Below are 25587 nucleotides of genomic sequence, written 5' to 3' on the forward strand. Positions count from 1 at the left end.
CTTGGCGCCCAAGGATGTGAGGAGTGGTAGTTCAGTCGGTTAGAATACCGGCCTGTCACGCCGGGGGTCGCGGGTTCGAGTCCCGTCCACTCCGCCAAAGCCAAAGGGCGCATCATCAAGGTGATGCGCTTTTTTTATATAAGAGAGAAAACACAACATGATGGAACAGAAGCGGGAAGGATCGCAGAGCTGGGTAGTGAAAATTATCCTCGGGCTCATCATCCTTTCCTTCGCCCTGACCGGTGTTTATTCCTATCTCAGAGGCGGCCCTGGCGCCAATGCCGCAGCCGAGGTTAATGGTCAATCCATCAGCCGCACCGATCTGGAGAGAGCCTACCAGAACGAGCGCGCCCGCATGGAATCCCAAAGCGGTGACATGTTCAAACAGCTGTCTGGCAACGAAGCCTTTATGCAGCAGCTGCGCCGTGGCGCCCTGGAGCAATTGGTTAACCAGCACCTGGTGGCCGACGCCATCAGCCAGATGGGCCTTAGGGTTTCTGACGAGCAGGTAAAAGAAGCCATTCGCGGCATCGAAGCCTTCCAGGACAACGGCAAGTTCGATAACGACCGTTATCTTGCCGTGCTGCGCAACCAAGGGCTAAACCCCAGCAAGTTTTCCGAAATGATGCGTGCCGATCTTGCCCGTCAGCAGTTTGTTGAAGGCATTCTGGCCACCTCTTTTGTGCTGCCTGATGAAGCCAAAGCCCTGTACGCTGCCAGCCGCCAGACCCGTGATATAGACAGTGTCACCGTCAAAGTGGCGAGCTACCTGGACAAGGTCGCAGTCAGCGACGACGAAATCAAAGCTCGCTACGACAGCGAGCCGCAAGGCTACATGGCCCCTGAGAAGGTGGCGCTGGATTACGTAGAGCTGTCTGCCGACAACCTGGCAAAAGACATTCAGGTTAGCGATGACGAGATTGGCGCTTATTACAACGACAATCCCAACCAGTTCAAACGCCCTGAACAGCGCCGTGCGTCGCACATTCTGTTCACCGGCGACGATGCCGAGGCCAAAGCCAAGGCTGCACTGAAGGAAATCGAAGCAGGTAAAAGCTTTGCCGATGTGGCCAAAGCCGATTCTGCCGACAAGTTCAGCGCTGAAAAAGGCGGCGATCTTGGCTGGAACGAAAAGGGCGTTTACGACCCGGCTTTCGACACCGCCCTGTTCGGCATCAAAAAAGAAGGCGACGTGGTGGGCCCCATCAAGTCTTCCTTCGGTTATCACCTGATTGAACTGACAGGCGTTCGCCCCGAGGCGGTTAAGCCGCTGGCTGAGGTGAAGGACCAAATCAAGGCCGACATCGCCAAGAAGAAGGCTGACGATCTGTTCTACGACAAGCAGGACAAGCTGGAAAAACTGGCCTTCGAGAACCCGGACAGCCTGCAAGGCGCTGCCAAAGCGGCAGGTCTGACCGTTAAGCACGTGGCCCTCTTTGCCCGTGACCAAGCTCCGGCCGATGTGAACTACCCCAAGGTGCTGGACGCCGCCTTCTCTGACAGCGTCAAGCTCGACAAGGTGAACTCTGAAGTCATCGAAGCGGGTAAAGAGCACGTGTTCGTGGTCCGCGCCAGCGACTACAAAGAGGCCCATCGTAAGTCTCTGGATGAAGTCAAAGACGCCATCGCCAAGACCCTGCGCACAGAGAAAGCCGAGGCTAAGGCCAAGGCAACCGCTCAAACCCTGCTGGATAAGCTCAACGCCGGTGACGACGTTAGCGCCTGGCTCGCCGAGCAAGGCCTGACCCTCGAAACCAGCAAAGGCGTGAACCGCCAGGACCAAAAACTGGCCCAGGCTATCGTTCACAGCGCTTTTGAGCAGGAAAAAGGTGGCAAGGAACTGGTGGCCCTGGCTAACGGCGACAGCGCCGTTGTGAAGGTCGATGCCATCCATGCTTACCAGCCTACCGATGCCGACAAACCGGTTATCGAGATGTGGCAAAAGCAGCTGGCCCAGCAGCGCAGCAATGAAGCCAACAAGCAGTTCATTGATGCCCTGAGGGAAACGGCGAAAGTGAAGTACTTCAATATCAGCAATAACGGCTGATAATCTGAAAACCCCGGCTTGCCGGGGTTTTTTTTAAGGAGGCTCTATGAAGAAACTTGCCTTATTGGCGTTACTGCTGCTGAGCGGCTGTGGCGACGACAGCGCCAGGGTGTCCCTGGGCTGGTTGACCACCAAGGATGTGGTGGTCAAAGGCTTTACCGACCCGAAGATCCCCGGCGTGACCTGCCATGTGGCCCATGTGGAAGACGATTTGAGCTTTTCCGATCCCTCGGACATGTCCATCGCCTGCCGCCAGACCGGCCCCATCACCGCTGAGATGCTCAAGGGAATCGACAAGTCCAAATCCGGCGAGTCGGTCTTTAAAGAGTCTTTATCGGTACTGTTCAAGTCCTTGAAGGTAAGGCGGATTTGGGACGGTGAGCACCAAACCCTGATTTACCTTTCCTACTCCACCAAGGAAACTCAGGGCAGCACCCACCATGCCATTTCCACGGTGCCGCTCTATGGCACCCAGGCCTGGCAAAAGCCTGGCTGACGCTACCCTGTACCTCGATAGCGATGAAAAAAGGCCGCGTTTGCGGCCTTTTTCGTTAGAGCTGTGAAAGCCTTTGTGCCGCTTCAATCAAGGTGGCTTCTTCCTTGGCAAAGCAAAGCCGAATAAGGCGTTGGTCCTTAGGCGGGTTTTGGTAGAAAACGCTGACCGGAATGGCCGCCACCCCCACTTCATCCACCAAGCGCTCGCAAAAGCTCACGTCGTCTTCATCGCTGATGGCGCTGTAGTCGAGCAGCTGAAAATAGGTGCCCTCGCAGGGCAGCAGCTTGAAGCGGCTGTCAGCCAGCGCTGCGCGCAGCACGTCGCGCTTTTGCCGGTAAAACGGCCCCAGGGCAAAGGTTTCTTCCGGCAGGGCTGTCAGGTGGCCGGCGATGGCCTGTTGCAGCGGGTTGACGGTGCAAAAGGTCACGAACTGGTGCACCTTGCGAAGCTCGGCGCTGATGGCGGCCGGCGCCACCGCGTAGCCAAGTTTCCAGCCGGTGAGGTGAAAGCTCTTGCCAAAGGATGAGACCACTAGGCTGCGCTCACGAAGCTTGCTATGGCTATGGACGCTCAGGGCCTCCTGGCCAAAGTGGATAAACTCGTATACCTCGTCCGACAGCACGTAAATGTCGCGGCTGGCGATGGCCTGCCACAGGGCGTCAAGGTCGGCGCTCTGCCAACAGCTGCCGGTGGGGTTGTGGGGGCTGTTGATGAGTACCAGCCGGGTTTTCTCAGACAGCAAGGCTTCAAACGCCTGCCAGTCGGGGCGAAAATCCGGCGCGGTCAGTACCAGCCGCTGGCACTGGCCACCGGCGAGGGTTACCGCAGGCTCGTAAAGGTCGTAGGCCGGGTCAAACAGCACCACTTCATCGCCTGGGCGCACCAGGGCGGCAATGGCATCGAATATCGCCTCCGAGGCGCCGCTGGTAACGGTAATTTCGCTTGCTGCGTCCACCTCGCGCTGATAGTGGCGCTCAATGAGGGCGGCAATGGCATCGCGCAGGGCCGGCAGGCCGGTCATGGGGGCGTACTGGTTGTTGCCATGTAGCACCGCGTCTGCGGCGCGTTGCAACAGGCGCTGGTCGGGGGCAAAGTCCGGGAACCCTTGAGACAGGTTCAAGGCGCCTTTTTCGGCGGCCAGGGCCGACATCCGGGTGAAAATGGTGGTGCCAACCTGGGGCAGTTTAGAGCTTGGGGTCACGGCAATTCCAGCCTAAAGAGTTTGGCGACAGGGTAGCAGAATGCTAGGATTTGGCAACTTAGACGTCTATATGCCCAAACGGAGTGCCTATGTCCCGCCCGGGACTTGTCCAAACCCTGCTGCGTCATTGCAACGAGGCGGCCCGCCGCCACTGGTTGCCTGCCACCGGCGGCAATTTGTCACTGCGCCTTGATGAACATCACTGCCTGATCACCGCCTCCGGTGTCGACAAGGCCAACCTGAGCGAAGCCGATCTGGTTAAAGTAGACCTAGATGGCAAAGTAGTCGAGGGCCCCAAACCCAGCGCTGAAACCCTGGTGCACTGCGCCCTGTATGCCAGCGACCCGGCCATTAAAGCGGTGTTTCACACCCACTCGGTGGCCTCCACGCTGTTATCCCGAAAAACTCCCGGCGATACCCTCTGGCTTGAAGGCTATGAGATGCAAAAGGCCATTCGTGGCGTGACCAGCCACCTCGAGCCTCTGGCCATTGCCTGCTTTGACAACACCCAGGACATGCAGGCCTTGGCCCAGGACATTAAAGCCCGTTACGCAGCAGCCCCCTTTGTTGGTGGTCTGCTGCTAAAAGGCCACGGCCTTTATGCCTTTGGCGACAGCGCCGAGGAAGCCTGGCGCCATTTAGAGGGGCTGGAATTTTTGCTGCAATGCGAGTGGGAGTGGCGTAAATGATCAAAGCGGTAGTGATGGATGTGGAAGGGACCACAACCGATATTGCCTTTGTACACAAGGTGTTGTTCCCCTACGCCCGGGCGCGGATGGCCGATTATGTGCGCGGCCACCGTGGCGAGGCGCAAGTTGCCGAGGCCCTGGCGGCGGTAAGCGAAGAGGCAGGCCTGGCTGTTGATGACACCGAAGGTCAGATTGACGCCCTTATCCGCTGGATTGACCAAGACCGTAAAGTCACCCCCCTTAAGACCCTGCAAGGGCTGATTTGGCAGCACGGCTACAAAAATGGCGACTTTACCGGCCACGTCTACCCGGAGGTGCCGGCGGTGCTTAACGCCTGGCAAGAGCAAGGGCTGCGCCTGGCGGTGTATTCCTCCGGCTCGGTGGCGGCGCAAAAGCTGCTGTTTGGTTACTCTGATGCTGGCGATCTGCAAGGGCTGTTTGAGGCCAACTTCGATACCCGTATCGGCCATAAGCGCGAAGAGGCCAGCTACCACAATATCGCCAAGGCGCTGGGCCTGCCGGGTGAGGCCATCTTGTTCTTGTCTGATATCAAGGAAGAGTTGGCGGCAGCCAGAGCGGCCGGTTTTAAGGTCTGCCAACTGGTCAGACCCGGAACTGAGGCCGCAGAGGGTTATCCTCAGGCCCATCATTTCCAAGAGGTGACCCTATGACCACCCTGACCTTATGCAGCGAGAACGGTATTGAGCTGGGCAGCTGGAACGATCGCGCCGTTGTGGCCGAGAAGCTGTCTGCCGTTGGCATCGCCTACCAATACCTGCCCACCCGCAGCCTTGATGACCTTAGCCCCGATGCGGTAATGGCCAGCTATCAAGACGCTATCAACGACTGGCGCCAACAAGGCGGCTACCAGAGCGTGGACGTGGTCTCCATCCAGCCCGACAACCCCAATGCCGGCGAGCTTCGTAAAAAATTCCTCGACGAGCATATCCACGTGGAAGACGAGGTGCGCTTTTTTGCCGCCGGCAGCGGTATCTTCTACCTGCATCTTAATAACCACGTCTACGCGGTTACCTGCACCGAAGGGGATTTCATCTCGGTACCGGCCGGCACCAAACACTGGTTTGACATGGGCACCGAGCCCTATTTTGTGGCGGTCAGGCTCTTTACCAATCCCGATGGCTGGGTAGCCCAGCACACCGGCGACAAACTGGCCGAGAACTTTATCGACGCCGCATGAAAAAAGCCCCTTTCGGGGCTTTTTTATTGGCAGTAACTGACGGTGGCAATGGCCGATACCACCTTGGCGCGGCTGCCCTTGGGCAGCACGAATTCGGTGGGCCCCACTTCGCTGGCGCCGATGTTGTAGTTGTAGGTGTAACCCAGGCGGGTCCAGGGGAAGCCGTCGGCCCGATAAGCGGTGGCTACCTGCTCGGCGTACCAGGCCAGGTGGCTGGCCGGCACCTTGGCTGGGAAACCGGCGGTGCAGCGCAGCTTGCCGGTATCTGGGTCGGCGCAGGGCCTAAACAGCTCTGCCGATTTCACTTCCAAGGTGACAAACTGGCGCTGCTCACCCGCTACCTGGGGCAGCCCCAGCAAGGCCTGGGTTTGGCCAATCTTGTTTTGGTAGGCCTTGCAAAAGCGTTTTACGTCGCCGTCCAAGGTGACCCAGGTGTCGCCCCAATTGGTGGTGACATAACGGCCCCTTGGGAAGCTGTCGGGGTGCTTGGTCCAGGTCACTACCCTGATGGTGCCTTTGGCCGGCGTGGCCAGCGGCACATCTTCGCCGGGTTCTATCAGGGCCGCGTCTTCAAGGGCAGCCTGGTAACGGTCGGCAAGGGTGGGCTGTGGAGCGCTGGTGCTGGCGCAACCGGCCAGCAGCAGCAAGGGAAGGGCAAGCCAGAGTCCTTTGGTCATGATTCCTATCTCTTTTATTGCGAAAAAGCCTCGGGGTTGGTGATCAGCCCCCGGTCGGTGATCCAGCCGCTGATAAGGGTAGCAGGTGTCACGTCAAAACCCGGATTGTAAGTCGCCGTGCCGCTCGGGGCCAGTTGCTTGTTGCCAAGGCTCAGCAATTCGTCGGCCGGGCGGTCTTCAATGGGAATGGCCTCCGCGCCAGGGCAGGCCGGGTCAACGGTGGTCCAGGGGGCGGCAATGTAAAAGGGCACACCAAAATGCTTGGCCAGCACGGCCAGCATCAGGGTACCGACCTTGTTGGCGGTATCGCCGTTGGCGGCAATGCGGTCGGCACCAACCACCACCAAGTCAACCTTACCGGCGGCAAAGAGGCTGGCCGCGGCGCTGTCAGGTTGCAGTTTATGGGCAACCCCCGCTTCTTTTAGCTCATAGGCCGTCAGCCGCGAACCCTGGCCCAGGGGGCGGGTTTCATCGACCCACACAAAAGGGGCAAGGCCTGCTTCCTGGGCACGGGTGATAACCCCAAGGGCGGTGCCGCGCCCGGCGGTGGGCAGGCCACCGGTGTTGCAGTGGGTGAGCACCCGGCTGCCTTTTTTAAAGAGCGGCAGGCCGGCGTCACTGATGCGCTCACAAAGGGCCACGTCTTCGTCAAAAAGGGCAACGGCGGCAGCTTCGATGGTGGCGCTGTCCTTATCCAGCAGCGGGTTGAGCCTGTCCAAGAGGTTCATCAGGTTGACGGCGGTGGGGCGGCTTGCCCGCAGCTGGGCACTGATGGCCTTGAGGGTTTGGGCGTCCTTACCGGCTTTGGCCGCAACCGCCAGAAACAACACCGCAGCAATGCCAATCAAGGGCGCACCGCGAATGGCTAGGCTTTGAATAAGGGCCACAAGATGGTCGGCGTCTTTTACCTCAACCCAAAGGGTTTCGCTTGGCAGGGCGCGTTGGTCGAGGATGGCCAGGGTACCGTTTTGGTAGCGAAGGGCGGTGGCTTGTCGTTGGGTCATGGTCGGTCCGTGGCAAACAAAAGGGCCATTTTGCCATTGAATAAAAGAGAGGTGTAGACGTCTAAACGTTTTTACGTTTAAATCTCCGGGTGTTTATACCGATATACCGGAGTCGTGCCATGCCTTATCAGGCCTTTGACAGCCAAGCCGCTGTCGCTTTTGCCAAACAACGTGGACTCATCGCAGCGGATGCCGATGTCAGTTGCCGCGAGATAGGGGATGGCAATCTCAATCTGGTGTTTCACCTGCAAACGGCCGATGCCAGCTTTATCGTCAAACAGGCGCTGCCTTACGCTCGCTGCGTGGGCGAATCCTGGCCGCTGAGCCTGGAGCGGGCCCGTATCGAGGCCGAAGTACTCAAGGCCCATGGCAAAGTGGCCCCCCAGTGGGTGGTGAAGGTGCTGGATTTTGATCTCGAGCAGTACGCCATGGTCGAGGAGGATTTAAGCCACCTTGAACTGCTGCGAAAGCGCCTCATCAACGCCGAAAAGGTAGATAACATGGGGCAAAACCTGGCCGATTACCTGGCCGACAGCCTCTATGCCTACTCGGATTTCGAGCTCGACCCGAAACAAAAAAAGGCCCTGGTCAGCCAGTTTATCAACCCTGACCTGTGCCTTATTACCGAAGATTTGTTCTTTACCGACCCTTATCGCGAGCACGAGCGCAACGATATCTTCCCGGCCAGCCGCCAAAGCGCCGAGGCCCTTTGGCAAGACGACGAGCTGCTGGCCCGTGTTGCCGAGCTTAAGGCGCACTTTTTGTCCTGCCCGCAATCGCTTCTCCACGGCGACGTGCACTCGGGCTCGGTATTCTCCGGCCCCGGCGAGCTCAAGGTGATTGACGCCGAGTTTGGCTTTTTCGGCCCCATTGGCTTTGATGTGGGCTCGGTGATTGGCAACCTGCTGCTGGCCTGGTGTCGCCACCACACTTTGGGTAATGAAGCGTACGCCGCCTGGTTGGTTGAGCAGTGCCTGGTGTTCTGGCAGTGCTTTGAGAGCCGCTTTAGCACGCTGTTAAAGGGCAATAAGGATGTAGCTCTTGGCAGTGCCCGTTACCAGCGCCGTTTTGTGGCCAAGGTGCTGCAAGACACCCTGGGTTACGCCGGTACCGAGCTTATCCGCCGCACCCTGGGCTTGGCCCACGTGGCCGACATCACCAGCCTTGACGATGAGCTGCGCGCCAAGGCCGAGCAACAGGCGCTGAGCCTTGGCAAGGCGCTGGTACTGGCCAGCGATGAGGCCACCGGCATTGGCCTTCTTAGTGAGCTTTTAAAGAAGGCGCCGGTTAGCGCCGCTGCATGAAAAAGGCCGCATCAGCGGCCTTTTTCAATTGCCCAGCAGGTTCTGGGCCATCAGCATGCGGCGGGTCACCTCATGCTGGGGGTCGCTAAATACCACCTCTGTCGGCCCGCGCTCCACCACCTCACCGTGATGCATCACCAGCACCTGATCGGAGATGTGTTTAACGATACCCATGTTGTGGGACACGAACACGTAAGAGAGCTTGTGCTTTTTCTGCTCGTCGAGCATGAAGTTGAGAATTTGCCCGCGAAGCGACACGTCCAGCGCCGCCAAGGCTTCGTCGCACACCAGTATTTTGGGCCCGAGGATCAGCGCCCGGGCCAGGGCCACCCGCTGCTTTTGACCGCCGGAGATCATATGCGGGTAGTAGTCGGCGTGTTCGGCCAGCAAACCGGCCCGTACCAGGGTGGTTTCGATTTTGGCCTGGCGCTGGGCTGGGGTTAGGTCGGTATTGAGCTTAAGGGGTTCTTCCAGTTGCCGGCCTATGGTCACCCTGGGGTTAAGGGTGGTGGAGGGGTCTTGGAAGATCATGCGGATGGAGCGGCATGCCTGGGGCGAGTGCAGGGTTAACGGCTCGCCGCCCAGTTTGACCTCGCCGCTGCTGGCCTTCTCGGCCCCCACCAAGAGCTTGGCCACCGTGGTTTTACCCGAACCGGTTTCACCGACAATGGCCAGGGTCTGGCCCGCTTCTAAGGTAAAGGACAGGGGGGCGACGGCCATGATCCGGCTTTTTTTGAAAAAGCCGTCGCGGGTCGCGTAGGTCTTGGACAGCTCGTTTACTTCCAAAAGGGCCATGCTCAGTCCTCCATGTTAATGGGGTAGTGGCAGGCAAAACGGTGGCCCTTGAGGTCTTTGACCAGAGGTTTTTCCACGCATTTTCGCTGGGCCCTTGGGCAACGGGGCCCAAGCCGGCAGCCGATGGGCAGGTGCTGGAGCGGCGGAATGGAGCCCGGCAGGGTATGCAAGTGCGACTTGTGCTCCAGCCCTTCTTCAAAATGGGGGATGGAGCGCAGCAGCGCCTGGGTATAGGGGTGATGGGGCCGGGTCAAAATGCTCTGAGTGGGGCCCGCTTCCACGGTTTGCCCCGAGTACATCACGGTGATGGAGTGGCTCCATTTACTGATGGACTCAAGGTCGTGGGTAATGAGCAGCACCGACATGTTGCCCAGCTGATTGAGTTTCGCCAGCAGGCTGAAGATCCGCGCCTCGGTGGTGACTTCCATCTGCGCCGTGGGTTCGTCGGCGATGATGAGCTTGGGGCCGCTGGCAATGGCCATGGCGATCATCACCTTTTGGCACAGGCCCTCTGAAAGCTCATGGGGGTAACTGGCCAGCACCCTTTTGTGCATGGGTATGCCCACCCGGTGCAGCAGCGCCTTGGCTTCCTGGGCGCGCCAGCGATGGCGGCCATAGAGGTTCCAAAACGGCACCGGGCACTGGTGGTGGGGCAGGGCTTCAAAAAGGTGCTGGGCCACGGTCAGCATCGGGTCCAGGCAGCTCATGGGCTCTTGGAAGATAAAACCCAGCTCGCGGCCAATCAGCTCACGGCGGTCTTCCATGGGCAGATCGGAAAGCTCCACTCCCTTCCAGTGCATGCGATCGGCATGGACATGCCAGCTGTCACTTTGCAGGCCCAAAATGGCTTTGGCCACCAAAGACTTACCCGAGCCCGACTCGCCCACCAGGCCCTGGATCTCGCCTTCGTTGATCAGCAAGTTGACCTTCTCTACCGCCTGAACCCGCCCTTGGGGGGTATCGAGGGAAATGGTGAGGTTGCGGATATCCAACAGAGCGCTCATTTATTGCTCCATCCGGGCATTAAGGGCCTGGCGCAGGCCGTCGCCCACCAGGTTGATGGCGATAACGGTGGTAATGATGGCAACCCCCGGCAGGGTGATGGTCCAGGGAGCGAGGTAGGCCAAGTCGGTGGCGCCGGCCAGCATGGTGCCCCACTCAGACAGCGGCGCCTGGGCGCCCAGGTTCAAAAAGCCCAGGGCGCTGATGTCCAGCACCGCCGCCGACAGCCCAAGTGCGTATTGGTGGACGATGGCATCCCCCACGTTGGGGAGGATAACGTCCCACAACAGCCGAAACCGGCCTACGCCGTCCAGGCGCGCCGCGACCACGTATTCCTTTTCCATTTCCGAGGCCACGGCGTCGTGGGTAACCCGCACAAACTGCGGTACCAGCGCCAGCCACACGGCAATCAGCGCCGAGCCCAGTCCCGGGCCCTGAATGGCCACAAAGAAGATGGCCAGCAGCACCGAGGGGATAGACAGCAAGGTGTCGAGAAAATGGTGCAGTATCGAGCCCTGCAGGCCCTTCAGGGTGCCGGAAATGGCCCCCAGCACCACCCCCAGCACCGAGGCGGCGGTCACCACCAGCAGCGCCGAGCCGAAGGTCAGGCGGGCGCCGAACAGCAGCCGCGACAACAAGTCCCGGCCAAGGTCGTCGGTACCGACAAAGTAATCCACATGGCCGTTTTGGGCCCAAGAGGGCGGCACCAAAAGGGCGTCGGGGTGCTGGGCCTGAGGGTCAAAGGGCGCCAGCCAGGGGCCGAAAATGGCGGCCAGCAGCAAGGCGGCAATGATGTACAGGCCCACCATGGCCTGGGGGCTTTTACGAAACGCCCGCCAGGTATGCACCAGCGGCGACGGGATGCGCTCTTCGGCGTAAAGGTTAGGACTCTGCATGGAGGCGTTTTCGGTGTAAGGGGTCCATGGCGGTAAAGACGATGTCGTTCACCACGCTGACCAGGATAACAAAAGTGGAGATCATCAGCAGGCAGCCTTGGATGGCCGGGTAGTCCCGCGAATAAATGCTGTTGATAAGGTAGTTGCCCACCCCAGGCCAGTCGAAAATGCTCTCGGTGATAATGGCGCCGGAAATGAGCGCCGAGAATTGCAGGCCCAAAATACGCCCTACCGGCAACAAGGCATTATGCAGGCCGTGGCGGCGTACCACCCGCCACATGGAGCCGCCCCTGGCGCGGGCGGCGCGAATGTAGTTCTTTTTCAGCACGTCCCGAAGCGAAGTGCGGGTCAGGCGCGCCACCACTGCGGTGGGCACCGTGGCCAGCACCAGGGTCGGCATCACCAGGTGCTCTAGGGCGTCGCGCAAGGCTTCAAGGCGATAGGGCACCTTGGAGAGCCAAATGTCCACCAGCAAAAAGCCGGTCTTGGCGGGAATTTCATACAGAAGGCTGAGCCTTCCCGACACCGGCAACCAACCGAGTTTCAAGGAGAACAGCATCACCAGGATCAGCGCCCACCAGTAAATGGGAATGGAATAGCCGAACAGCGCCAGGCCCTGCACCGCGTAATCGGTACCGGATTTTCGGTACACGGCGGCAAAGGCGCCGGTCGGGATGCCAAACAGCAAGGCCAGCAACATGGCCGCCAAAATCAGCTCCAGGGTGGCCGGCAGGGTACGGGTCAGCGCCGCAAACACCGGCTCGCTGTTACTCAGCGAATAGCCCCAGTCGCCGGTGAAAATGCGCTCCAGGTAATAGCCAAACTGCACCACCAGGTTGTCATCAAGGTGGTAATGGGTACGCAGCGCCGCGATTTGCCCCGGCCCCAGGCCGTCGGTGTTGGCCAGATGGCTAAGGCCGCTACCCGGCCCCAGGTGGGTCAGGCTGAACGACACCACCGCCAACAGCAGGAAGGTGATGATAAAAAGGTTGAGGCGGCGAAGGGTGTAGTACAGCACTTATTGCACCCTCCGGGCCTTGGCAAAGCTGATGGCCCCAAAAGGATGCAGCTGCACGCCGTCGATGTTTTTGCGGCTGGCCAAAAAGCGCAGGCCGTGGGCGATGGGCACCACCGGCACCGCCTTGGCAATATACTGCTGGGCCTCCAGGTAGTAGGCCTTACGTTTATCCCGGTCCGGGGTAAGCAGGGCCTTGGCCAGGATGGCGTCAAAGTCCGGGTCGCACCAATTGGCCCTGTTGTTGCCGCTGGCCATGGCGGCGCAGCTTAGGGTGGGGGTAAAGAAGTTGTCCGGGTCGGTGTTGTCGGCTGACCAGCCAATCAGCACCGAGTCGTGCTCGCCACGGGCCAGGCGCCGGCGAAAGGTGTTCCAGTCGTAGGTGACGATGCGCACTTTAACGTTGATGGCGGCCAAATCCGACTGGATAAGCTCGGCCATCTTGCGGGCATTGGGGTTGTAGGAGCGCGATACCGGCATCGCCCACACATCGAGGTTAAAGCCGTTCTCCAGGCCCACGTCTTTTAACAGCTCCCGCGCCTTGGCCAGGTTTTGCTTGTTCTGGGGCAGATTGTCGTCATAGGCCCAGGAGCTTGGCGGCAGCAGCGAGTTGGCGGCAGAGCCAGTGCCGTAATAGACCGCCTGCATGATGGTGTTGTGGTCGATGGCCAGCGACAACGCCTGGCGCACTCTCGGGTCGTTAAGGGGCGGGCGCTCGGTGTTAAAGGCCCAGAAGCCAACGTTAAGGCCGGGCTCTGATTGCAACTTCAGCTCTTTGTGCTTTTGAATTTCGCCAATTTCCGAGGCCAGCGGCAAGCCCATCACGTCGCATTCGCCGGTCACCAGTTTGGCCAGGCGCCGCGAGCTTTTCTTGGTGATGTCGAAGATAAGCGGGTTTACCGCTACCTTGCCGTCCCAGTAGTCGGGGTTGGCCTTGAAGCGGATAAAGCTGTCTTTGCGGTAGCTTTCGAAAATAAAGGGGCCGGTGCCGATGGGCTCGTTGTCGATTTGCTCGGGGTGGTTTTCGGCCAGCAGGGTATTGGCGTATTCGGCCGAAAGAATAACGGCGTAATCGGTGGCAAGATTCGACAAAAACGAGGCGTTGGGCCGGTTAAGAACGAAGGTCACCTGGTAGTCGTTGTCGCGGATAATGCTGTGCAGCTGCATCCCCAGGCCCACGGCATCAAAGAAAGGGTAATCGCCCCCTGAAACGTTGTGATAAGGGTCGTTTTGGTCCCACTGGCGGCGGAAACTGAAAATCACATCGTCGGCATTAAAATCGCGGCTGGGGGTGAAATAAGGGGTGGTGTGAAAATGCACACCCTTTCTCAGCTCAAAGGTGTAACGCAGGCCATCGGGGCTCATCTGCCAGCTTTGGGCCAACCGGGGAATGACCTTACCGGTCTTGGGGTCGATATCGATGAGCTTGTCATACAACTGATTGGCGGTGGCATCGGCGGTGGTGCCGGAGGTGCCAAGCTGGGGATTAAAGGTTTCGGGGTTGCCCTCTGAGCAATAGATAAGGCCCTGTTGCACAAGGCTTTTATGATTGTCAGAGCAGCCACTGAGCAACAGGCCCAGCACGCCCAACACCAGGATACGGTTAGCCAGCATAACCCATGCCGTCAGTCGATGTTAAAGAACGGGAGGCGAACTCTACCACTGTTGACTGACTCCTTCCAAACCCTTGGCGTCCTTTACCTTTAATGTCATCTGTCAGCTCTCGTCTGCGCCCAGTAATTCGTACTTACGCAGTATGCCCCGCAATTGGTGGTAGGTCAGCCCCAGGGCGTCGGCGCTGCGTTTTTGGTTGTACTGGTTGGCCTTTAGCGCTTCGGTGAGCACCTGCACCTCAAACTCCTGAGTGAGGGTTTTAAAATCCAGCGGAAAACTCAGCGCCGCCCCATGGCTGGCGCCCTGGCTTTGGGGGGCAGAAGGAGAGGCGGCCTGCACGGCTCTGTCCTGGGTGCGCACCTGGTGCTTTGGCCGCCAGGGCGACTCGAAGGGGTCGAGGATGATTTGGTGTACCGGCAAATCCGGGTTGTTGTGGCGATAGACCGAGCGCTCCACCACGTTTTTAAGCTCCCGGATATTGCCGGGCCAGTGGTGATCAAGGAGCAGCTGCTGGGCTTTTTTGGTAAAGCCAGAGAACAGCGGCTGATCCAATTGGCGGGCCATGTTGATGGCAAAGTGCTCGGCCAGCACCATGATGTCTTCGCGGCGTTCGCGAAGGGGCGGCAGGGTTATTACGTCAAAGGCCAAGCGGTCTAAAAGGTCGGCCCGAAAGGCGCCGCGCTCGGCCAGGGTGGGTAAATCTTCGTTGGTGGCGCACACCAGGCGCACGTCGGATTTTAAGGTTTGGCTGCCGCCAACCCGCTCGTACTCACCGTATTCGATGACCCGCAGCAGTTTTTCCTGAATAAGCCCGGAGGTATTGGCCAGTTCGTCCAGAAACAAGGTGCCGCCGTCGGCCCGTTCAAAGCGGCCGCTGTGGCGTTTGGCGGCGCCGGTAAAGGCCCCTTGCTCGTACCCGAACAATTCGGATTCCAGCAGGTTTTCATTGAGGGCGGCGCAGTTGAGCTTGAGGTAGCTCTGGTCCCAACGGCTCGACAAAAAGTGCAAACGCTCGGCAATGAGTTCCTTACCGGTACCCCTTTCCCCTATGATGAGCACCGGCTTATTGAGGGGGGCGGCCCTGGAGACCTGCTCTATTACCTCAAGGAAGCTATTGGCCTGACCGAGCAGGTTGTCGTGTTTTCTGGATGCCATGAGTGGTGATTTTCGCCAAATAGTGGTTGAACCTATGATAAGCCAATTTAGTTAACAGTATTCAAACATAATTTTCTATTAAAATTCAGTGTGTTATATTTTTTGCCAAAGTGGCACGCTTTTCGGATAAGGGAAAACAAGGAACTCCCTTAGATCAGACGAGGAACATGATATGGGTATTTTCTCTCGCTTCACTGACATCGTGAATGCCAACCTGAATGCCTTGTTGGACAAGGCCGAAGACCCCGAAAAAATGGTGCGCCTGATCATTCAGGAAATGGAAGACACCCTGGTGGAGGTCCGCTCCCTGTCTGCCAAGGCCCTGGCCGAGCGCAAGGATCTGGAGCGTCGCATCGCCAAGCTGGCTGAAAAGGCCCACGACTGGCAAGCCAAGGCCGAACTGGCCCTGACCAAAGACCGTGAAGATTTGGCCAAAGGCGCGCTGATTGAAAAAAGCCGCGCTGAAGAGGCCATGACCACCCTGCAGGCCGAGCTGGTGCACGTGGAAGAGTCCATCGCCAAACTCAGCGAGGAAGTGGCACAGATCAACGAAAAGCTGACCGACGCCCGGGCCCGTCAAAAGAGCATTATCCTGCGCAAGCAGTCCGCTCAGACCCGCCTGGATGTGCGCAAGCGCTTCGACGGCTCAAAGGTGGAAGACACCATGGCCAAGTTCGACCAATACGAGCGCCGTATTGACGATATCGAAGCCCAGGTCGAAGCTTATGATTTAGGTAAAGGTAAATCCCTGGACGCCGAGTTTGCCGCCCTGGCCGCCGATGAAAAGGTCAACCAGGAACTGGACGCCCTCAAGGCCAAGATGGCCAAAAAGAAATAACACAGGAGTAAATGATGGAGGACGTGCTGCAATTGATTATCGCGCCATTGATCGTGTTCATGGTGATAGTGGCGCCCATCTGGCTCGTCCTGCACTATCGCAGCAAACGGCAGGTAGGGCAGGGCTTGAGTGAAACCGAAAGGGCACAACTGGTCGCATTGTCCCAGACCGCCGAGAAAATGGCCGAGCGTATCGCCACCCTCGAACGGCTGTTGGACGAAGAAAGCCCCCAGTGGCGTAACAAGGCGTAAGGAGCATCTGATGAACAGTTCACGAGGCACCCTGTACCGTTACCCCGAAGAAGGCAAAGTGGCCGGCGTCTGCGCCGGCATCGCCCACCACTTCAACCTCGAACCCTGGCTGGTGCGGGTGTTGGTGGTAGCCGGGGCGATACTGTCAGGCTCGTTCTTCATCGTTGGCTACGTGGCCCTGTGGTTTATCCTCGATAAGGCCCCGGCCAGCGCTTCCAGCGCCGAGAAGTCGGTACAACTGAAAAGCCAGATTTGGCAGGCCGGAGAGCCGCCCCGCCAGGCCATGAGAGACCTGAACGAACAGTTCTCCCGCCTTGAAAAAAGGCTCAGAAGCCTGGAAGGTCATGTCACCTCGACGGAGTTCCAGCTCAACCGGCAGATAAGCCGCTTGTAAGGTAATGAGGCGCCCACCGGCGCCTTCTTGTTATTGGGGAAAGGGATGCAAGGCAGCACATTGTTTAAAAACCTCGCCAGAACCGCCACCGACACCCTCAAAAGGGGCCTGGATCAGCAGGTCAGGCTGGCGGTAACGGGCCTCTCCCAGGCCGGTAAAACCGCCTTTATTACTTCCCTTACCGACCAGCTGCTGCACGGCAGCCCTCGCCACCTGCCGTTTTTCCCGGTGCAGGCCGAAGGGCGCTTTCTGGGGGCAAGGGAAATGCCCCAGCCCCATCCCCTGGTGCCCCGGTTTCGCTACCGCGATAACCTCGCCACCTTGCAGGCCGAGCCGCCGCGCTGGGCGCCATCCTCCCACGGCATCAGCGAACTGCGCCTGCACCTTAAATACAAGCCAGATAGTGGCCTTCGCAGCTTTTTAGGTGAGCCGGTCACCTTGGTGCTCGATATTGTCGACTACCCCGGCGAGTGGCTACTGGACCTTGCCATGCTCGAGCAAAGCTACGGCCAGTGGAGCGCCCAGCAGCAACAGCTCCTTGGCCAAAAGCCAAGGGCCGACCTTGCCGCCAGTTGGTGCCAGGATGCCCGCGCGTATTGCGAGCAAGGGGAGCAAGACGAGCTGAAAACCGAGCAACTGGCAGAGCGTTACGCGGCGCTTTTGCAAGATTTTCGCGAAAGCCTGGGCCTTTATTTCCTGCAGCCGGGGCGCTTTTTGCTGCCAGGCGAGCTAAAAGGCGCCCCGGTGCTGGGCTTTTTCCCCTGGCAAGGGGAGGCCGGTAGCGACTCGGCGCTGTACCGGCAGCTTGAAAAGGTCTTTGAGCAATACAAAAGCGAGGTGGTCAAACGCTTTTACCGCGACCACTTTGCCAGCATGGACCGCCAAGTGGTGCTGATTGACACCCTGGCCGCCCTTAACCACTCACGGGCGGCGTTTTTAGACTTGCAACTGGCCCTGACCGAGGTGCTGAAAAGCTTTCAGTATGGCCAAAGCGGCTTGCTGTCACGGCTCTTTTCGCCCCGCATCGACAAGGTGCTGTTTGCCGCCACCCAGGCCGACCGCTTAACGCCCGATCAACGCCCGGCGCTTTCCAGCCTGCTCTCGGAGCTGATAAACCCGGCCCTTGAGCCCATTCGTTTTGCCGGTATCGACGTTGGTGTTGAGACCCTGGCGGCCATTTGCGCCACCCAGGCCGGCAGTGGCCAGCTGGACGGCGAGACCCTGCCTTGCCTGCGCGGCCGCCTGGCCGATAACCGCCAGGTCACGCTCTTTCCCGGCGATATTCCGGCCAGCCTGCCACCGTCCGATTTTTGGGAAAGCCAGGGCTTTGCCTTTCCGTCCTTCGCGCCGCCCTTGGGGCTCACCTCGCCGCTGCCGCACCTTCGCATGGATAAAGCCCTGGCCTTTGTTTTGGGAGACAAGCTCAAATGACCTTAAGACCGAGCCGCCTGATTGACGATGCTCCAAAGGGCCCGGTGCTTCGCGAGGCGGCAGAGCTCACCGGCGACGATTTCGTGCCGGACCAAGACGGCGCTGTGGAGCAGCAACTGACCCAGGCCCTCAGCACCAAGCGCCGCCCCTGGCTTGCCTGGGGCTTGGTGTTTTTACTGCTAGGCGCCCTTGGCCAAACTGGGCTTTGGCTCTATGAGCTGTGGCAAAGGGTGCCGGTGCTGGCACTCCTTTTTACCCTGGCAACGGCGCTCCTTGGCGCTGGCGCCCTGCGGGCACTTTTTCGTGAATGGCGGGCGCTTAGGCGCTTAAAACGCCTGGAGCGAGACAGCGCCCGGGCTGCCAATGCCGCTACCGGCGATGACGCCCTCACCGTACTTGAGCACAGCATGAAGATGCGGGGCCTTAACCAAAGCACCGCCATGGAGCAGTTTTTAAGTGAAGTGGGCAGTCACGACAGCGGCGAGGAAGTGCAGGGGCGCTTTCGCCAGCGGGTGCTGACCGAGCTTGACGACAAAGCCCAGCTGCTGGTGCGCCGCTACGCCCTTGAGGCCACGGTCATGGTGGCGGTGAGCCCCTTGGCTCTGACCGACATGGCCATTATCGCCTGGCGCAACCTGCGCCTTATCCGCGAGGTGGCCAAGGTGTACGGCCTGCCCCTTGGCTATTGGAGCCGGGTGCGGCTGGTGCGCCAGGTGTTTATCAACCTGCTTTACGCCGGCGCCTCCGAGCTGGTGATGGATATCGGCATGAGCACGGTCGGCGCCGATTTACTGGGCAAGCTCTCGGGCCGCGCCGCCCAAGGGCTGGGGGCCGGGCTATTAACGGCGCGCCTTGGCTGGCAGGCCATGCGCCTTAGCCGCCCGCTGCCGATGGATGAGACCGAAAACAAGCGCCTTGGCAAAGCCCGGGCCCGGCTGCTGGTGGACATGGGCAAAGATCTGATGAAGCTGCCCGGCATGATGCTGAGCCGCAAAAAGACCTCGGTGATGGTGGAAGACGAGTAAAAACCAAGGGCGCCGTCGGCGCCCTTGGTTTTAGCTATCGGCCCAGCGGCGGATAAGGTTGTGGTAGATGCCGGTCAGTTCGGTCACTTCGCCGTGCTGCTCGCCGGCCAGGCGCTGAATGCTGTTGTCCAACTGGTACAGCAACCGGCGCTGGCCTTCGTCGCGGACCATGCTTTGCAGCCACATAAAGGCGCTGGTGCGGGCGCCTCGGGTAACAGGTTCCACCCGGTGCAAGCTGGTGGAGGGGTAGAGCACCAGGGAGCCGGCTGCCAGTTTGACGCTGTGGCTGCCGTAGGTGTCTTCCACCACCAGCTCGCCACCGTCGTACTGGTCTGGCTCGGTCAGGAACAAGGTGGCGGAGAGATCGGTGCGCACCATGCCGTCCGGGGTGTGGCGAATGGCGTTGTCGATATGGTTGCCGAAGGTCTGGCCGGCCTGGTAGCGGTTAAAAAGCGGCGGGTAGAATTTTAACGGCAGCGCGGCCGAGATAAAGCGGGCGTCGCTCAGCAATCTCTCAACAATGGCCTGGCCCACTTCGTTGGCGCTGGCGTCGTCTCGGGGCAGTTGCTGGTTGCGTTTTTGGCTGGCGGCCAGGGGGCCTGAGGTCTGGTTGCCGTCAATCCATTCAAGGCCGTCGATAATGGCTCGGCACTGGGCCACTTCTTCTTTACTGAGCACGTTGTCGATTGCGAGCAGCATGATGTCTCCTTACAGGAAAACACCGCCGGATGGCGGTGTTTTTTGGTCAGTGTGCCTGGCTTAGAAGCTAAAGTCAGCGCTCAGGCTCGCAAAGCGGCCCGGGGCCACAGTCGCAAAGTGCGCGGCATAGGCTTTGTCGAAGTAACGCTCGTCGGTGAGGTTCTGCACGTTAAGGCGCAGGGTCACCCAGTTGTTCACTTCATAGCTTGCCATGGCATCAAAGCGCCAGTAGGAGGGCACATACAGGGTGTTGGCGGTGTTGCCGTACACCTTGGACATGTAATAGGCGCCGCCGCCCACTTTGAACGCTTCGGTGATGGCGTAGTTGGTGAACAGGCTCAGGCTCTGCTTGGCGGTGTTGGGGAAGCGGTTACCGTTGTAGTCGCTGTTGATGCCGTTGCTTTCCAGCTCGCTGTCCAGGTAGGTGTAGCCACCAAAGGCCTGCCAGTTTTCGGTAATTTTGCCGGAAATTCCCAGCTCGATCCCCTGCACCTTCTGTTTGCCTACGTTCTCTTGCGGCGCGCCGCGGCCAGCTTCGGTCGAGACACGGGCGTTGTCCTTGTTGATTTTGAACACAGCCGCGGTCAAAGACAGGCGCTCGCCCATCAGATCCCACTTGGTGCCCAGCTCCAGGCTGTCAGTGTCTTCCGGCTTGAGGTCGTCATTGCTGGTGGAAAGGCGGTCGGCGCCGTCACCGTTGGAAGTGCCAGGAGGGTTGGAAGAGGTACCCCAGGAGATGTAAACGCTGCCGTTACTGGCTGGCTTGTACACCAGGCCCAGTTGGTAGTTCAGGAAGTCGTCGCTGTTGGAGAGGCTGGCGGTGGCGCTGTCGCTTTGGGTGTCGTAATCGTCCCAGCGCAGGCCAAGGCTCAGCAGCCAGGCGTCGTTAAATTCGGTGGTGTTAAAGCCGTACACCGAGCGGGTGGTGGTTTTGGTCAGGGTTGGGGTGTTACGGCGCTCAATGCTGCCCACCCAGGGGTCGTTGGGGTTGGGGTTAACCAGCGGCGTACAGAAGTAGCCTTCGAGCATGCCGGCGTCACTGCAATTGGTGGACATGGAGCCGCTTGGCAAGGTAACGCCGGTGGTGACGTTGTAGCCGTCAGCGTCGGTTTTCTCGTGCGAAAGCTCGATGCCGGTGGCAAAGCGGTTGGTGATACCGGCCAGTTGGTAAGAGCCGGAAAGGTCAAACTGGGTGGCCAGGTTATCGGTGACCGAGTAGCGGGATTTTACGCCGCGATACACGTAACCGTTGGCCACGTTGCCTTTGGAGTCGTCCGGGTTGGTGACCACATAATCGTTGGTGGAGCGGCCATAGACGGTGGTGTTGGTAAAGAGCAGGTTCGGGGTAAGGTCGTGCTCAATCTTGATAAGGCCACTGTCGACCTCGTTACGGCGAAAATCGCGGTCTTTGAGGCCGTAGAAGCTGTCTTTATCCACGTCAGCCGGCTTGCCGGTGGCCTGATCGTAAGGAATGCCGTAGTCGGGCATGTCGTGGCTTTCAAAGTGGTAATAGGCCAGCTTGGCGCGGGTGCGGGTGGTGAGCCCCAGGGCGATGGAAGGAGCGATACCCCAGCGGTCACCGTCAACGCCATTACGGCCAGGCATGTCGGCGTCGTGGCTCATCAGGTTCAGGCGCACCGCCGCTTCGTCTGAAATCACCTTGTTAACGTCCAGGGTGGCGCGCTTCATGTCGTCGGTGCCGGCGGTCAGGGTCAGGTGGTTAAAGTCCTGCATGCCCGGGGTTTTGGTGACGATGTTAATGGAGCCGCCCACGGCGCCGCGCCCGGCATAGGTGGAGCCCGGGCCTTTAAGCACTTCAACCTGCTCGATGTTGAACACTTCGCGGCTTTGGGAGCCCACGTCACGCAGGCCGTCGACAAAGGTGGAGGACTGGGCGTCGTAACCACGGATAAAGGGGCGGTCGCCGTAAGGGTTGCCACCTTCACCGCTACCCAGGGTAATGCCGGGGGTGGCGCGCAGGGTGTCGCTGAAGGTCAGGGCGCCCATGTCTTTGATAAGGTCGCTGCCGATGACGGTAACGGATTTCGCGGTATCGGACAGGGATTCGGTGAACTTGGACGATTGCACCCTGTTGATGTTGTACCCGTCTTGCTGGCCTTTTACCTCGATATGCTCGACCGGCTTGGTGGCCTCGTCGGCCATGGCCGGGGCGGCAACCACCGACATGCCAAGGGCAATGGAGGCAAGGGAACGGCTATTAAATTGCAGTTTGTTGTTGCAAGACTTGGTCATGCGAAACCCATCCGTGATTCTAAATGAAAATAATGTGCATTTACGGTGAAAGTGGGCGGATGATAATCAGGATTTAACATGCAATCAAGAATGTTTCTCATTAGTGATTCTTTGTTGCTGGTTTAAACAGCAATGCTAAGGTGGGCAAACGTTGCGTTTTTGCCAGCTTTCTTTGCTATTTCATTGGCTTGAGATGGTTGTGTATTTAATTGTTTACGGCTGTAAAGCCATCTGACCAGTGTCGGGGGCTTTTGCCGGCAAGGGGGGCTGCGTACTCTCGGGGAAGATTCAGAGATTGAAGTACGTTATGGCTAAAGGCACTAAATACACCTCGAAAATGCCCGACGCAGCGGGCGTTATCCACTACAGCGCCGAAGAAAACGCCGTGTGGCAGACCCTTATCACTCGCCAGATGGCCTGTGTACAAGGGCGCGCCTGCCAGGAGTACATCGACGGCCTGGCGCTTTTGGACCTTCCCACCGACCGTATTCCCCAGCTTGGAGAGATCAACGCCGTGCTGGGGCGCACCACCGGCTGGCAGGTGACTCAGGTTCCGGCCCTTATTCCTTTTGACGAGTTCTTCCGGTTGCTGGCCAACAAAGAGTTCCCGGTGGCCACCTTTATCCGCACCGAAGAAGAGCTCGACTACCTGCAAGAGCCCGATATCTTCCACGAGATTTTTGGCCACTGCCCCTTGCTGACCAACCCCGATTTTGCCCACTTTACCCATCTGTACGGGCAGCTTGGGCTTAAGGCCAGCAAAGAAGACAGGGTGTTTCTGGCCAGGCTTTACTGGTTTACCGTGGAGTTTGGCTTGGTCAATACCGAAGAGGGCCTTCGCATCTACGGCGGCGGCGTCCTCTCCTCGCCTGGGGAAACCCGCTACGCCCTGGAGTCGGACAAACCGCTGCGCCAACCGTTTAGCGCCTTGGATGCACTTCGCACCCCTTATCGCATCGACATCATGCAGCCGGTCTATTATGTGCTCGAGAACGTGCACCAACTGTTTGATATCGCCCAGCTCGATATCATGGCGCTGGTGAGCGAGGCCCGGCAACTGGGCCTGTTCGAGCCCCGTTTTGCCCCTAAAGAAAAGAAAGCCAGTTAAGGAGAGACAAGTGACGGCACTTGCCAACCAACAATGTGAGGCCTGCCAGGCCGGCGCGCCCAAAGTCAGCGATGACGAGCTAAAAACCCTGATGCGCGAAATTCCCGATTGGGCGCCCATGGCCCGCGACGGCGTGCTGCAACTGGAACGGGTCTACAAGTTCAAGAACTTCAAGCAGGCCTGGGCCTTTGCCAACAAGGTGGCGGAGCTTGCCGAAGAAGAGTTTCACCACCCGGGCATTTTGATGGAGTGGGGCAAGGTCACCGTTACCTGGTGGACCCACGCCATCGGCGGCCTGCACCGCAACGATTTCATCATGGCCGCCAAGACCGATCAGCTGCTCTAAGCCGGTTTTAAGGCCCTGAAAATGCCGCACTCAGTGCGGCATTTTCTTTATTACCCATAGCGTTATATTATCGCCGTCTTGGGAAAAGCCCTTTGTGAGCACCATGCGTCTGGAGATTTTTTGCGAAGACAGGCCGGGTATCGCCCGGGAGGTCCTCGACATCCTCGCCGAAAGGCACATCGATTTGCGCGGTATCGAAGTCGATCCGGTAGGCAAGATGTATCTGCATCTGCCGGACTTGAGCTTTGACGAACTCAAAACCCTGCTGCCGGCCATTCGCCGCATCAAGGGAGTTGAAGATGTGCGCACCACTGCCTTCATGCCCACCGAGCGTGACCACTACGAGCTGGCCACCTTGCTGCAAACCCTGCCAGACCCGGTGATTTCGGTCGACAACAAGGGCCGTATCCTCATCATCAACCCGGCGGCGGCGCGGCTGCTCAAAGGCGATGTTCAAGGGTTGCAGGGCCAGCAGTTATCCCTGTGGCTTGGCGGCTTCAACCTGCCGCGCTGGCTCGAAGAAGACGAGCCGGCGCCCATCAGCATGCTGGTAAAATTGGGCGGCCAGCGATTGTTGACCGATTTTCTGCCGGTGTGGGTCAGTGACGAGCTTGAGCGGCGCACTCTGGCGGGCGCCGTGGTCACCGCCAAGACTCCTCATCGCCTTACCACCCAGCTTAATCAGGCCCGGGAAGGCACCGCCTCTCTTGATGCCATCCTGGCCGAGTCGGCCCAGACCAAACGCCTTATTCGCCAAGCCAAAAAGCTGGCGCAGCTGGACGCGCCGTTACTTATCCAGGGCGAAACCGGCACCGGCAAAGAGCTGCTGGCCCGGGCTTGTCATGACAGCTCCTTGCGCCATCAAAAGCCGTTTTTGGCCCTTAACTGCGCCTCTTTGCCGGATAACGTCGCCGAGACCGAGCTATTCGGTTACGGCCCCAATGCCTTTTCCGGCGCCAATGCCACCGGCAAGCGCGGGGTGTTTGAAGTGGCGGACGGCGGCACGGTGTTTTTGGATGAGGTGGGGGATCTCGCGCCAGCCATCCAGGTGAAATTGCTGCGGCTTTTGCAAGACGGCACCTTCAGGCGGGTAGGGGATGAGGCGGAGCGCAAAGTTAATGTGCGCATTATCTGCTCGACCCAGCGCGACCTGGGCGCCCTTTGCCAAACCGGGCAGTTTCGCCAGGATTTGTACTATCGCCTTAACGTACTGAGCCTGACCCTGCCGCCGCTTCGGGAGCGCCCGGACGATATCCTGCCGCTGGCAGACTTGTTCCTCGACCGCCACTGCGCCGCCCTTGGCCGCGAAAAAGCGCAATTGTCGCAAGCCACCCAGAACCTCTTGGTCAACTACCCCTGGCCCGGCAACGTGCGCCAGTTGGAGAACAGCCTGCTAAGGGCCGTGTCTTTGCTGGACGGCGGCCAGATTGAGCCCAAACACCTTGAGCTGCCCAGCCAAACGCCGTCGGTAAGCCTGGGTGACGCGGCCCTGGAAGGCACCTTGGATGAGGTGATGAAGCGCTTTGAAAAAAGCCTGCTCGAACGCCTGTATCCGGCTTACCCCTCGTCGCGGCAACTGGCGAAAAAGTTGGGGGTGTCCCACACCGCCATTGCCAACAAGCTGCGCGATTACGCCATCAACAAGAAAAAGTAAGGCGGCCTCGGGCCGCCTTTTTTACAAGCCCAGCTCGCTAAGGCCAGGGTGGTCGTCCGGGCGACGGCCCTGGGGCCAGTGGAATTTGCGCTCGGCCTCGGTGATGGGCAGATCGTTGATGCTGGCGTGGCGGTTTACCATCAGGCCGTTGTCGTCAAATTCCCAGTTCTCATTGCCGTAAGAGCGGTACCAGTGGCCGCTGTCGTCCCGCCATTCGTAGGCGTAGCGCACCGCAATGCGGTGACTGTCAAAAGCCCAAAGCTCCTTTATCAGCCGATAGTCCAGTTCCTTGTGCCATTTGCGGCTTAAAAAGGCCTCGGCCTGGTCGCGGCCCACCACAAACTCGGCGCGGTTACGCCAGCGGGTATCCAGGCTATAGGCCTTGGCGACTTTGGCCGGGTCGCGGCTGTTCCAGCCGTCTTCGGCCAGGCGCACCTTCTCGATGGCGCTATCACGGGTAAAAGGCGGCAGGGGCGGGCGTATCTGTGACATAAC

General features: G+C 59.2%; 26 protein-coding genes and 1 tRNA gene. 15 read left to right on the top strand and 12 right to left on the bottom strand.

The genetic code is table 11. From position 1 onward, the window contains the following. Positions 1 to 20 precede the first annotated feature (20 nt). The 3 genes from AC22G1_RS07805 (at position 21) to AC22G1_RS07815 (ending at position 2543) form a co-directional block, all read left to right on the top strand. Positions 21 to 97 (top strand) — tRNA-Asp (locus AC22G1_RS07805). A gap of 99 nt (positions 98 to 196) precedes the next feature. Further along, positions 197 to 2047 carry a SurA N-terminal domain-containing protein gene (locus AC22G1_RS07810; RefSeq protein ID WP_487316252.1) on the top strand — a complete coding sequence of 617 codons (1851 nt, stop codon included), beginning with the start codon at positions 197 to 199 and terminating at the stop codon, positions 2045 to 2047. A 46-nt stretch (positions 2048 to 2093) separates the two neighbouring features. Next, a complete protein-coding gene (locus tag AC22G1_RS07815; protein WP_487316253.1) occupies positions 2094 to 2543 on the top strand; it encodes a CreA family protein in 450 nt (149 codons plus the stop codon). A 55-nt stretch (positions 2544 to 2598) separates the two neighbouring features. Here AC22G1_RS07815 and AC22G1_RS07820 read toward each other — a convergent pair whose 3' ends face one another. Beyond that, the gene (locus tag AC22G1_RS07820) at positions 2599 to 3693 is read right to left on the bottom strand and encodes a methionine aminotransferase (protein WP_487316704.1); all 1095 of its coding nucleotides are present in this window, start codon (positions 3691 to 3693) and stop codon (positions 2599 to 2601) included. Positions 3694 to 3833: 140 nt separating this feature from the next. On the opposite strand from AC22G1_RS07820, the gene AC22G1_RS07825 reads away from it, so the two are divergent. Genes AC22G1_RS07825 through AC22G1_RS07835 form a run of 3 tightly spaced genes read left to right on the top strand, consistent with a single transcriptional unit; the run spans position 3834 to position 5631 of the window. After that, complete coding sequence (locus AC22G1_RS07825) at positions 3834 to 4433, top strand: methylthioribulose 1-phosphate dehydratase (RefSeq protein ID WP_487316254.1); 600 nt, start codon at positions 3834 to 3836, stop codon at positions 4431 to 4433. Then, complete coding sequence (mtnC, locus tag AC22G1_RS07830; protein WP_487316255.1) at positions 4430 to 5104, top strand: acireductone synthase; 675 nt, start codon at positions 4430 to 4432, stop codon at positions 5102 to 5104. Before AC22G1_RS07825 ends, mtnC begins: the two co-directional genes overlap by 4 nt. Further along, positions 5101 to 5631, top strand: coding sequence for a 1,2-dihydroxy-3-keto-5-methylthiopentene dioxygenase (locus AC22G1_RS07835; protein ID WP_487316256.1), 531 nt, complete (start codon positions 5101 to 5103; stop codon positions 5629 to 5631). The genes mtnC and AC22G1_RS07835 overlap by 4 nt, the downstream gene beginning before the upstream one ends. A gap of 23 nt (positions 5632 to 5654) precedes the next feature. Here AC22G1_RS07835 and AC22G1_RS07840 read toward each other — a convergent pair whose 3' ends face one another. Then, positions 5655 to 6308 (bottom strand): hypothetical protein, encoded by a 654-nt coding sequence (locus tag AC22G1_RS07840; RefSeq protein ID WP_487316257.1) that lies wholly within the window; start codon positions 6306 to 6308, stop codon positions 5655 to 5657. A gap of 14 nt (positions 6309 to 6322) precedes the next feature. Continuing rightward, a complete protein-coding gene (mtnA, locus tag AC22G1_RS07845; RefSeq protein WP_487316258.1) occupies positions 6323 to 7312 on the bottom strand; it encodes an S-methyl-5-thioribose-1-phosphate isomerase in 990 nt (329 codons plus the stop codon). A gap of 119 nt (positions 7313 to 7431) precedes the next feature. Between mtnA and mtnK the strand changes: the two genes are divergently transcribed. Continuing rightward, positions 7432 to 8616: an S-methyl-5-thioribose kinase gene (gene mtnK, locus AC22G1_RS07850; protein ID WP_487316259.1), complete on the top strand. Its 1185-nt coding sequence runs from the start codon at positions 7432 to 7434 to the stop codon at positions 8614 to 8616. 24 nt (positions 8617 to 8640) lie between these two features. Here mtnK and AC22G1_RS07855 read toward each other — a convergent pair whose 3' ends face one another. The 6 genes from AC22G1_RS07855 to pspF all read right to left on the bottom strand — a co-directional run bounded on the left by AC22G1_RS07855 (position 8641) and on the right by pspF (position 15093). Next, positions 8641 to 9411, bottom strand: coding sequence for a peptide ABC transporter ATP-binding protein (locus AC22G1_RS07855; protein ID WP_487316260.1), 771 nt, complete (start codon positions 9409 to 9411; stop codon positions 8641 to 8643). A 2-nt stretch (positions 9412 to 9413) separates the two neighbouring features. Then, positions 9414 to 10415 carry a peptide ABC transporter ATP-binding protein gene (locus AC22G1_RS07860; protein ID WP_487316261.1) on the bottom strand — a complete coding sequence of 334 codons (1002 nt, stop codon included), beginning with the start codon at positions 10413 to 10415 and terminating at the stop codon, positions 9414 to 9416. After that, positions 10416 to 11309, bottom strand: coding sequence for an ABC transporter permease subunit (locus AC22G1_RS07865; protein WP_050658639.1), 894 nt, complete (start codon positions 11307 to 11309; stop codon positions 10416 to 10418). After that, on the bottom strand, positions 11296 to 12327 hold the full coding sequence (locus tag AC22G1_RS07870; protein WP_487316262.1) for an ABC transporter permease: 1032 nt from the start codon (positions 12325 to 12327) through the stop codon (positions 11296 to 11298). The genes AC22G1_RS07865 and AC22G1_RS07870 overlap by 14 nt, the downstream gene beginning before the upstream one ends. Continuing rightward, entirely contained in the window at positions 12328 to 13938 is a 1611-nt protein-coding gene (sapA, locus tag AC22G1_RS07875; RefSeq protein ID WP_487316263.1) for an ABC transporter substrate-binding protein SapA, read from the bottom strand. Positions 13939 to 14040: 102 nt separating this feature from the next. Further along, entirely contained in the window at positions 14041 to 15093 is a 1053-nt protein-coding gene (pspF, locus tag AC22G1_RS07880; protein WP_487316264.1) for a phage shock protein operon transcriptional activator, read from the bottom strand. 172 nt (positions 15094 to 15265) lie between these two features. Here pspF and pspA point away from each other — a divergent pair, with 172 nt between their 5' ends. From pspA to AC22G1_RS07905, 5 genes are read left to right on the top strand one after another with little or no spacing between them, the layout of a single operon-like run. Beyond that, a complete protein-coding gene (gene pspA / locus AC22G1_RS07885; RefSeq protein ID WP_050658636.1) occupies positions 15266 to 15931 on the top strand; it encodes a phage shock protein PspA in 666 nt (221 codons plus the stop codon). Positions 15932 to 15942: 11 nt separating this feature from the next. After that, entirely contained in the window at positions 15943 to 16182 is a 240-nt protein-coding gene (gene pspB, locus AC22G1_RS07890) for an envelope stress response membrane protein PspB (protein ID WP_336407648.1), read from the top strand. A 10-nt stretch (positions 16183 to 16192) separates the two neighbouring features. Beyond that, entirely contained in the window at positions 16193 to 16576 is a 384-nt protein-coding gene (pspC, locus tag AC22G1_RS07895) for an envelope stress response membrane protein PspC (protein ID WP_487316265.1), read from the top strand. Between the two features lie 60 nt (positions 16577 to 16636). After that, positions 16637 to 18007, top strand: coding sequence for a YcjX family GTP-binding protein (locus AC22G1_RS07900; protein ID WP_487316266.1), 1371 nt, complete (start codon positions 16637 to 16639; stop codon positions 18005 to 18007). Continuing rightward, positions 18004 to 19032 carry a TIGR01620 family protein gene (locus AC22G1_RS07905; RefSeq protein ID WP_487316267.1) on the top strand — a complete coding sequence of 343 codons (1029 nt, stop codon included), beginning with the start codon at positions 18004 to 18006 and terminating at the stop codon, positions 19030 to 19032. Before AC22G1_RS07900 ends, AC22G1_RS07905 begins: the two co-directional genes overlap by 4 nt. A 30-nt stretch (positions 19033 to 19062) precedes the next feature. Here the strand turns inward: AC22G1_RS07905 and AC22G1_RS07910 are convergent, their stop codons facing one another. Both AC22G1_RS07910 and AC22G1_RS07915 read right to left on the bottom strand, forming a co-directional pair. Next, positions 19063 to 19731, bottom strand: a complete 669-nt coding sequence (locus AC22G1_RS07910) for a Fe2+-dependent dioxygenase (RefSeq protein ID WP_487316268.1) — start codon at positions 19729 to 19731, stop codon at positions 19063 to 19065. 60 nt (positions 19732 to 19791) lie between these two features. After that, entirely contained in the window at positions 19792 to 21984 is a 2193-nt protein-coding gene (locus AC22G1_RS07915; RefSeq protein WP_487316269.1) for a TonB-dependent receptor, read from the bottom strand. 307 nt (positions 21985 to 22291) lie between these two features. Between AC22G1_RS07915 and phhA the strand changes: the two genes are divergently transcribed. The 3 genes from phhA (at position 22292) to tyrR (ending at position 25092) form a co-directional block, all read left to right on the top strand. Beyond that, positions 22292 to 23092 (top strand): phenylalanine 4-monooxygenase, encoded by an 801-nt coding sequence (phhA, locus tag AC22G1_RS07920; protein ID WP_487316270.1) that lies wholly within the window; start codon positions 22292 to 22294, stop codon positions 23090 to 23092. Between the two features lie 10 nt (positions 23093 to 23102). Beyond that, on the top strand, positions 23103 to 23438 hold the full coding sequence (locus AC22G1_RS07925; RefSeq protein ID WP_487316271.1) for a 4a-hydroxytetrahydrobiopterin dehydratase: 336 nt from the start codon (positions 23103 to 23105) through the stop codon (positions 23436 to 23438). A gap of 103 nt (positions 23439 to 23541) precedes the next feature. Beyond that, entirely contained in the window at positions 23542 to 25092 is a 1551-nt protein-coding gene (gene tyrR / locus AC22G1_RS07930; protein WP_487316272.1) for a transcriptional regulator TyrR, read from the top strand. A gap of 21 nt (positions 25093 to 25113) precedes the next feature. Here tyrR and AC22G1_RS07935 read toward each other — a convergent pair whose 3' ends face one another. After that, positions 25114 to 25584: a nuclear transport factor 2 family protein gene (locus AC22G1_RS07935; protein WP_487316273.1), complete on the bottom strand. Its 471-nt coding sequence runs from the start codon at positions 25582 to 25584 to the stop codon at positions 25114 to 25116. Positions 25585 to 25587 lie beyond the last annotated feature (3 nt).

It is taken from the genome of Gallaecimonas zhanjiangensis, assembly GCF_057624825.1.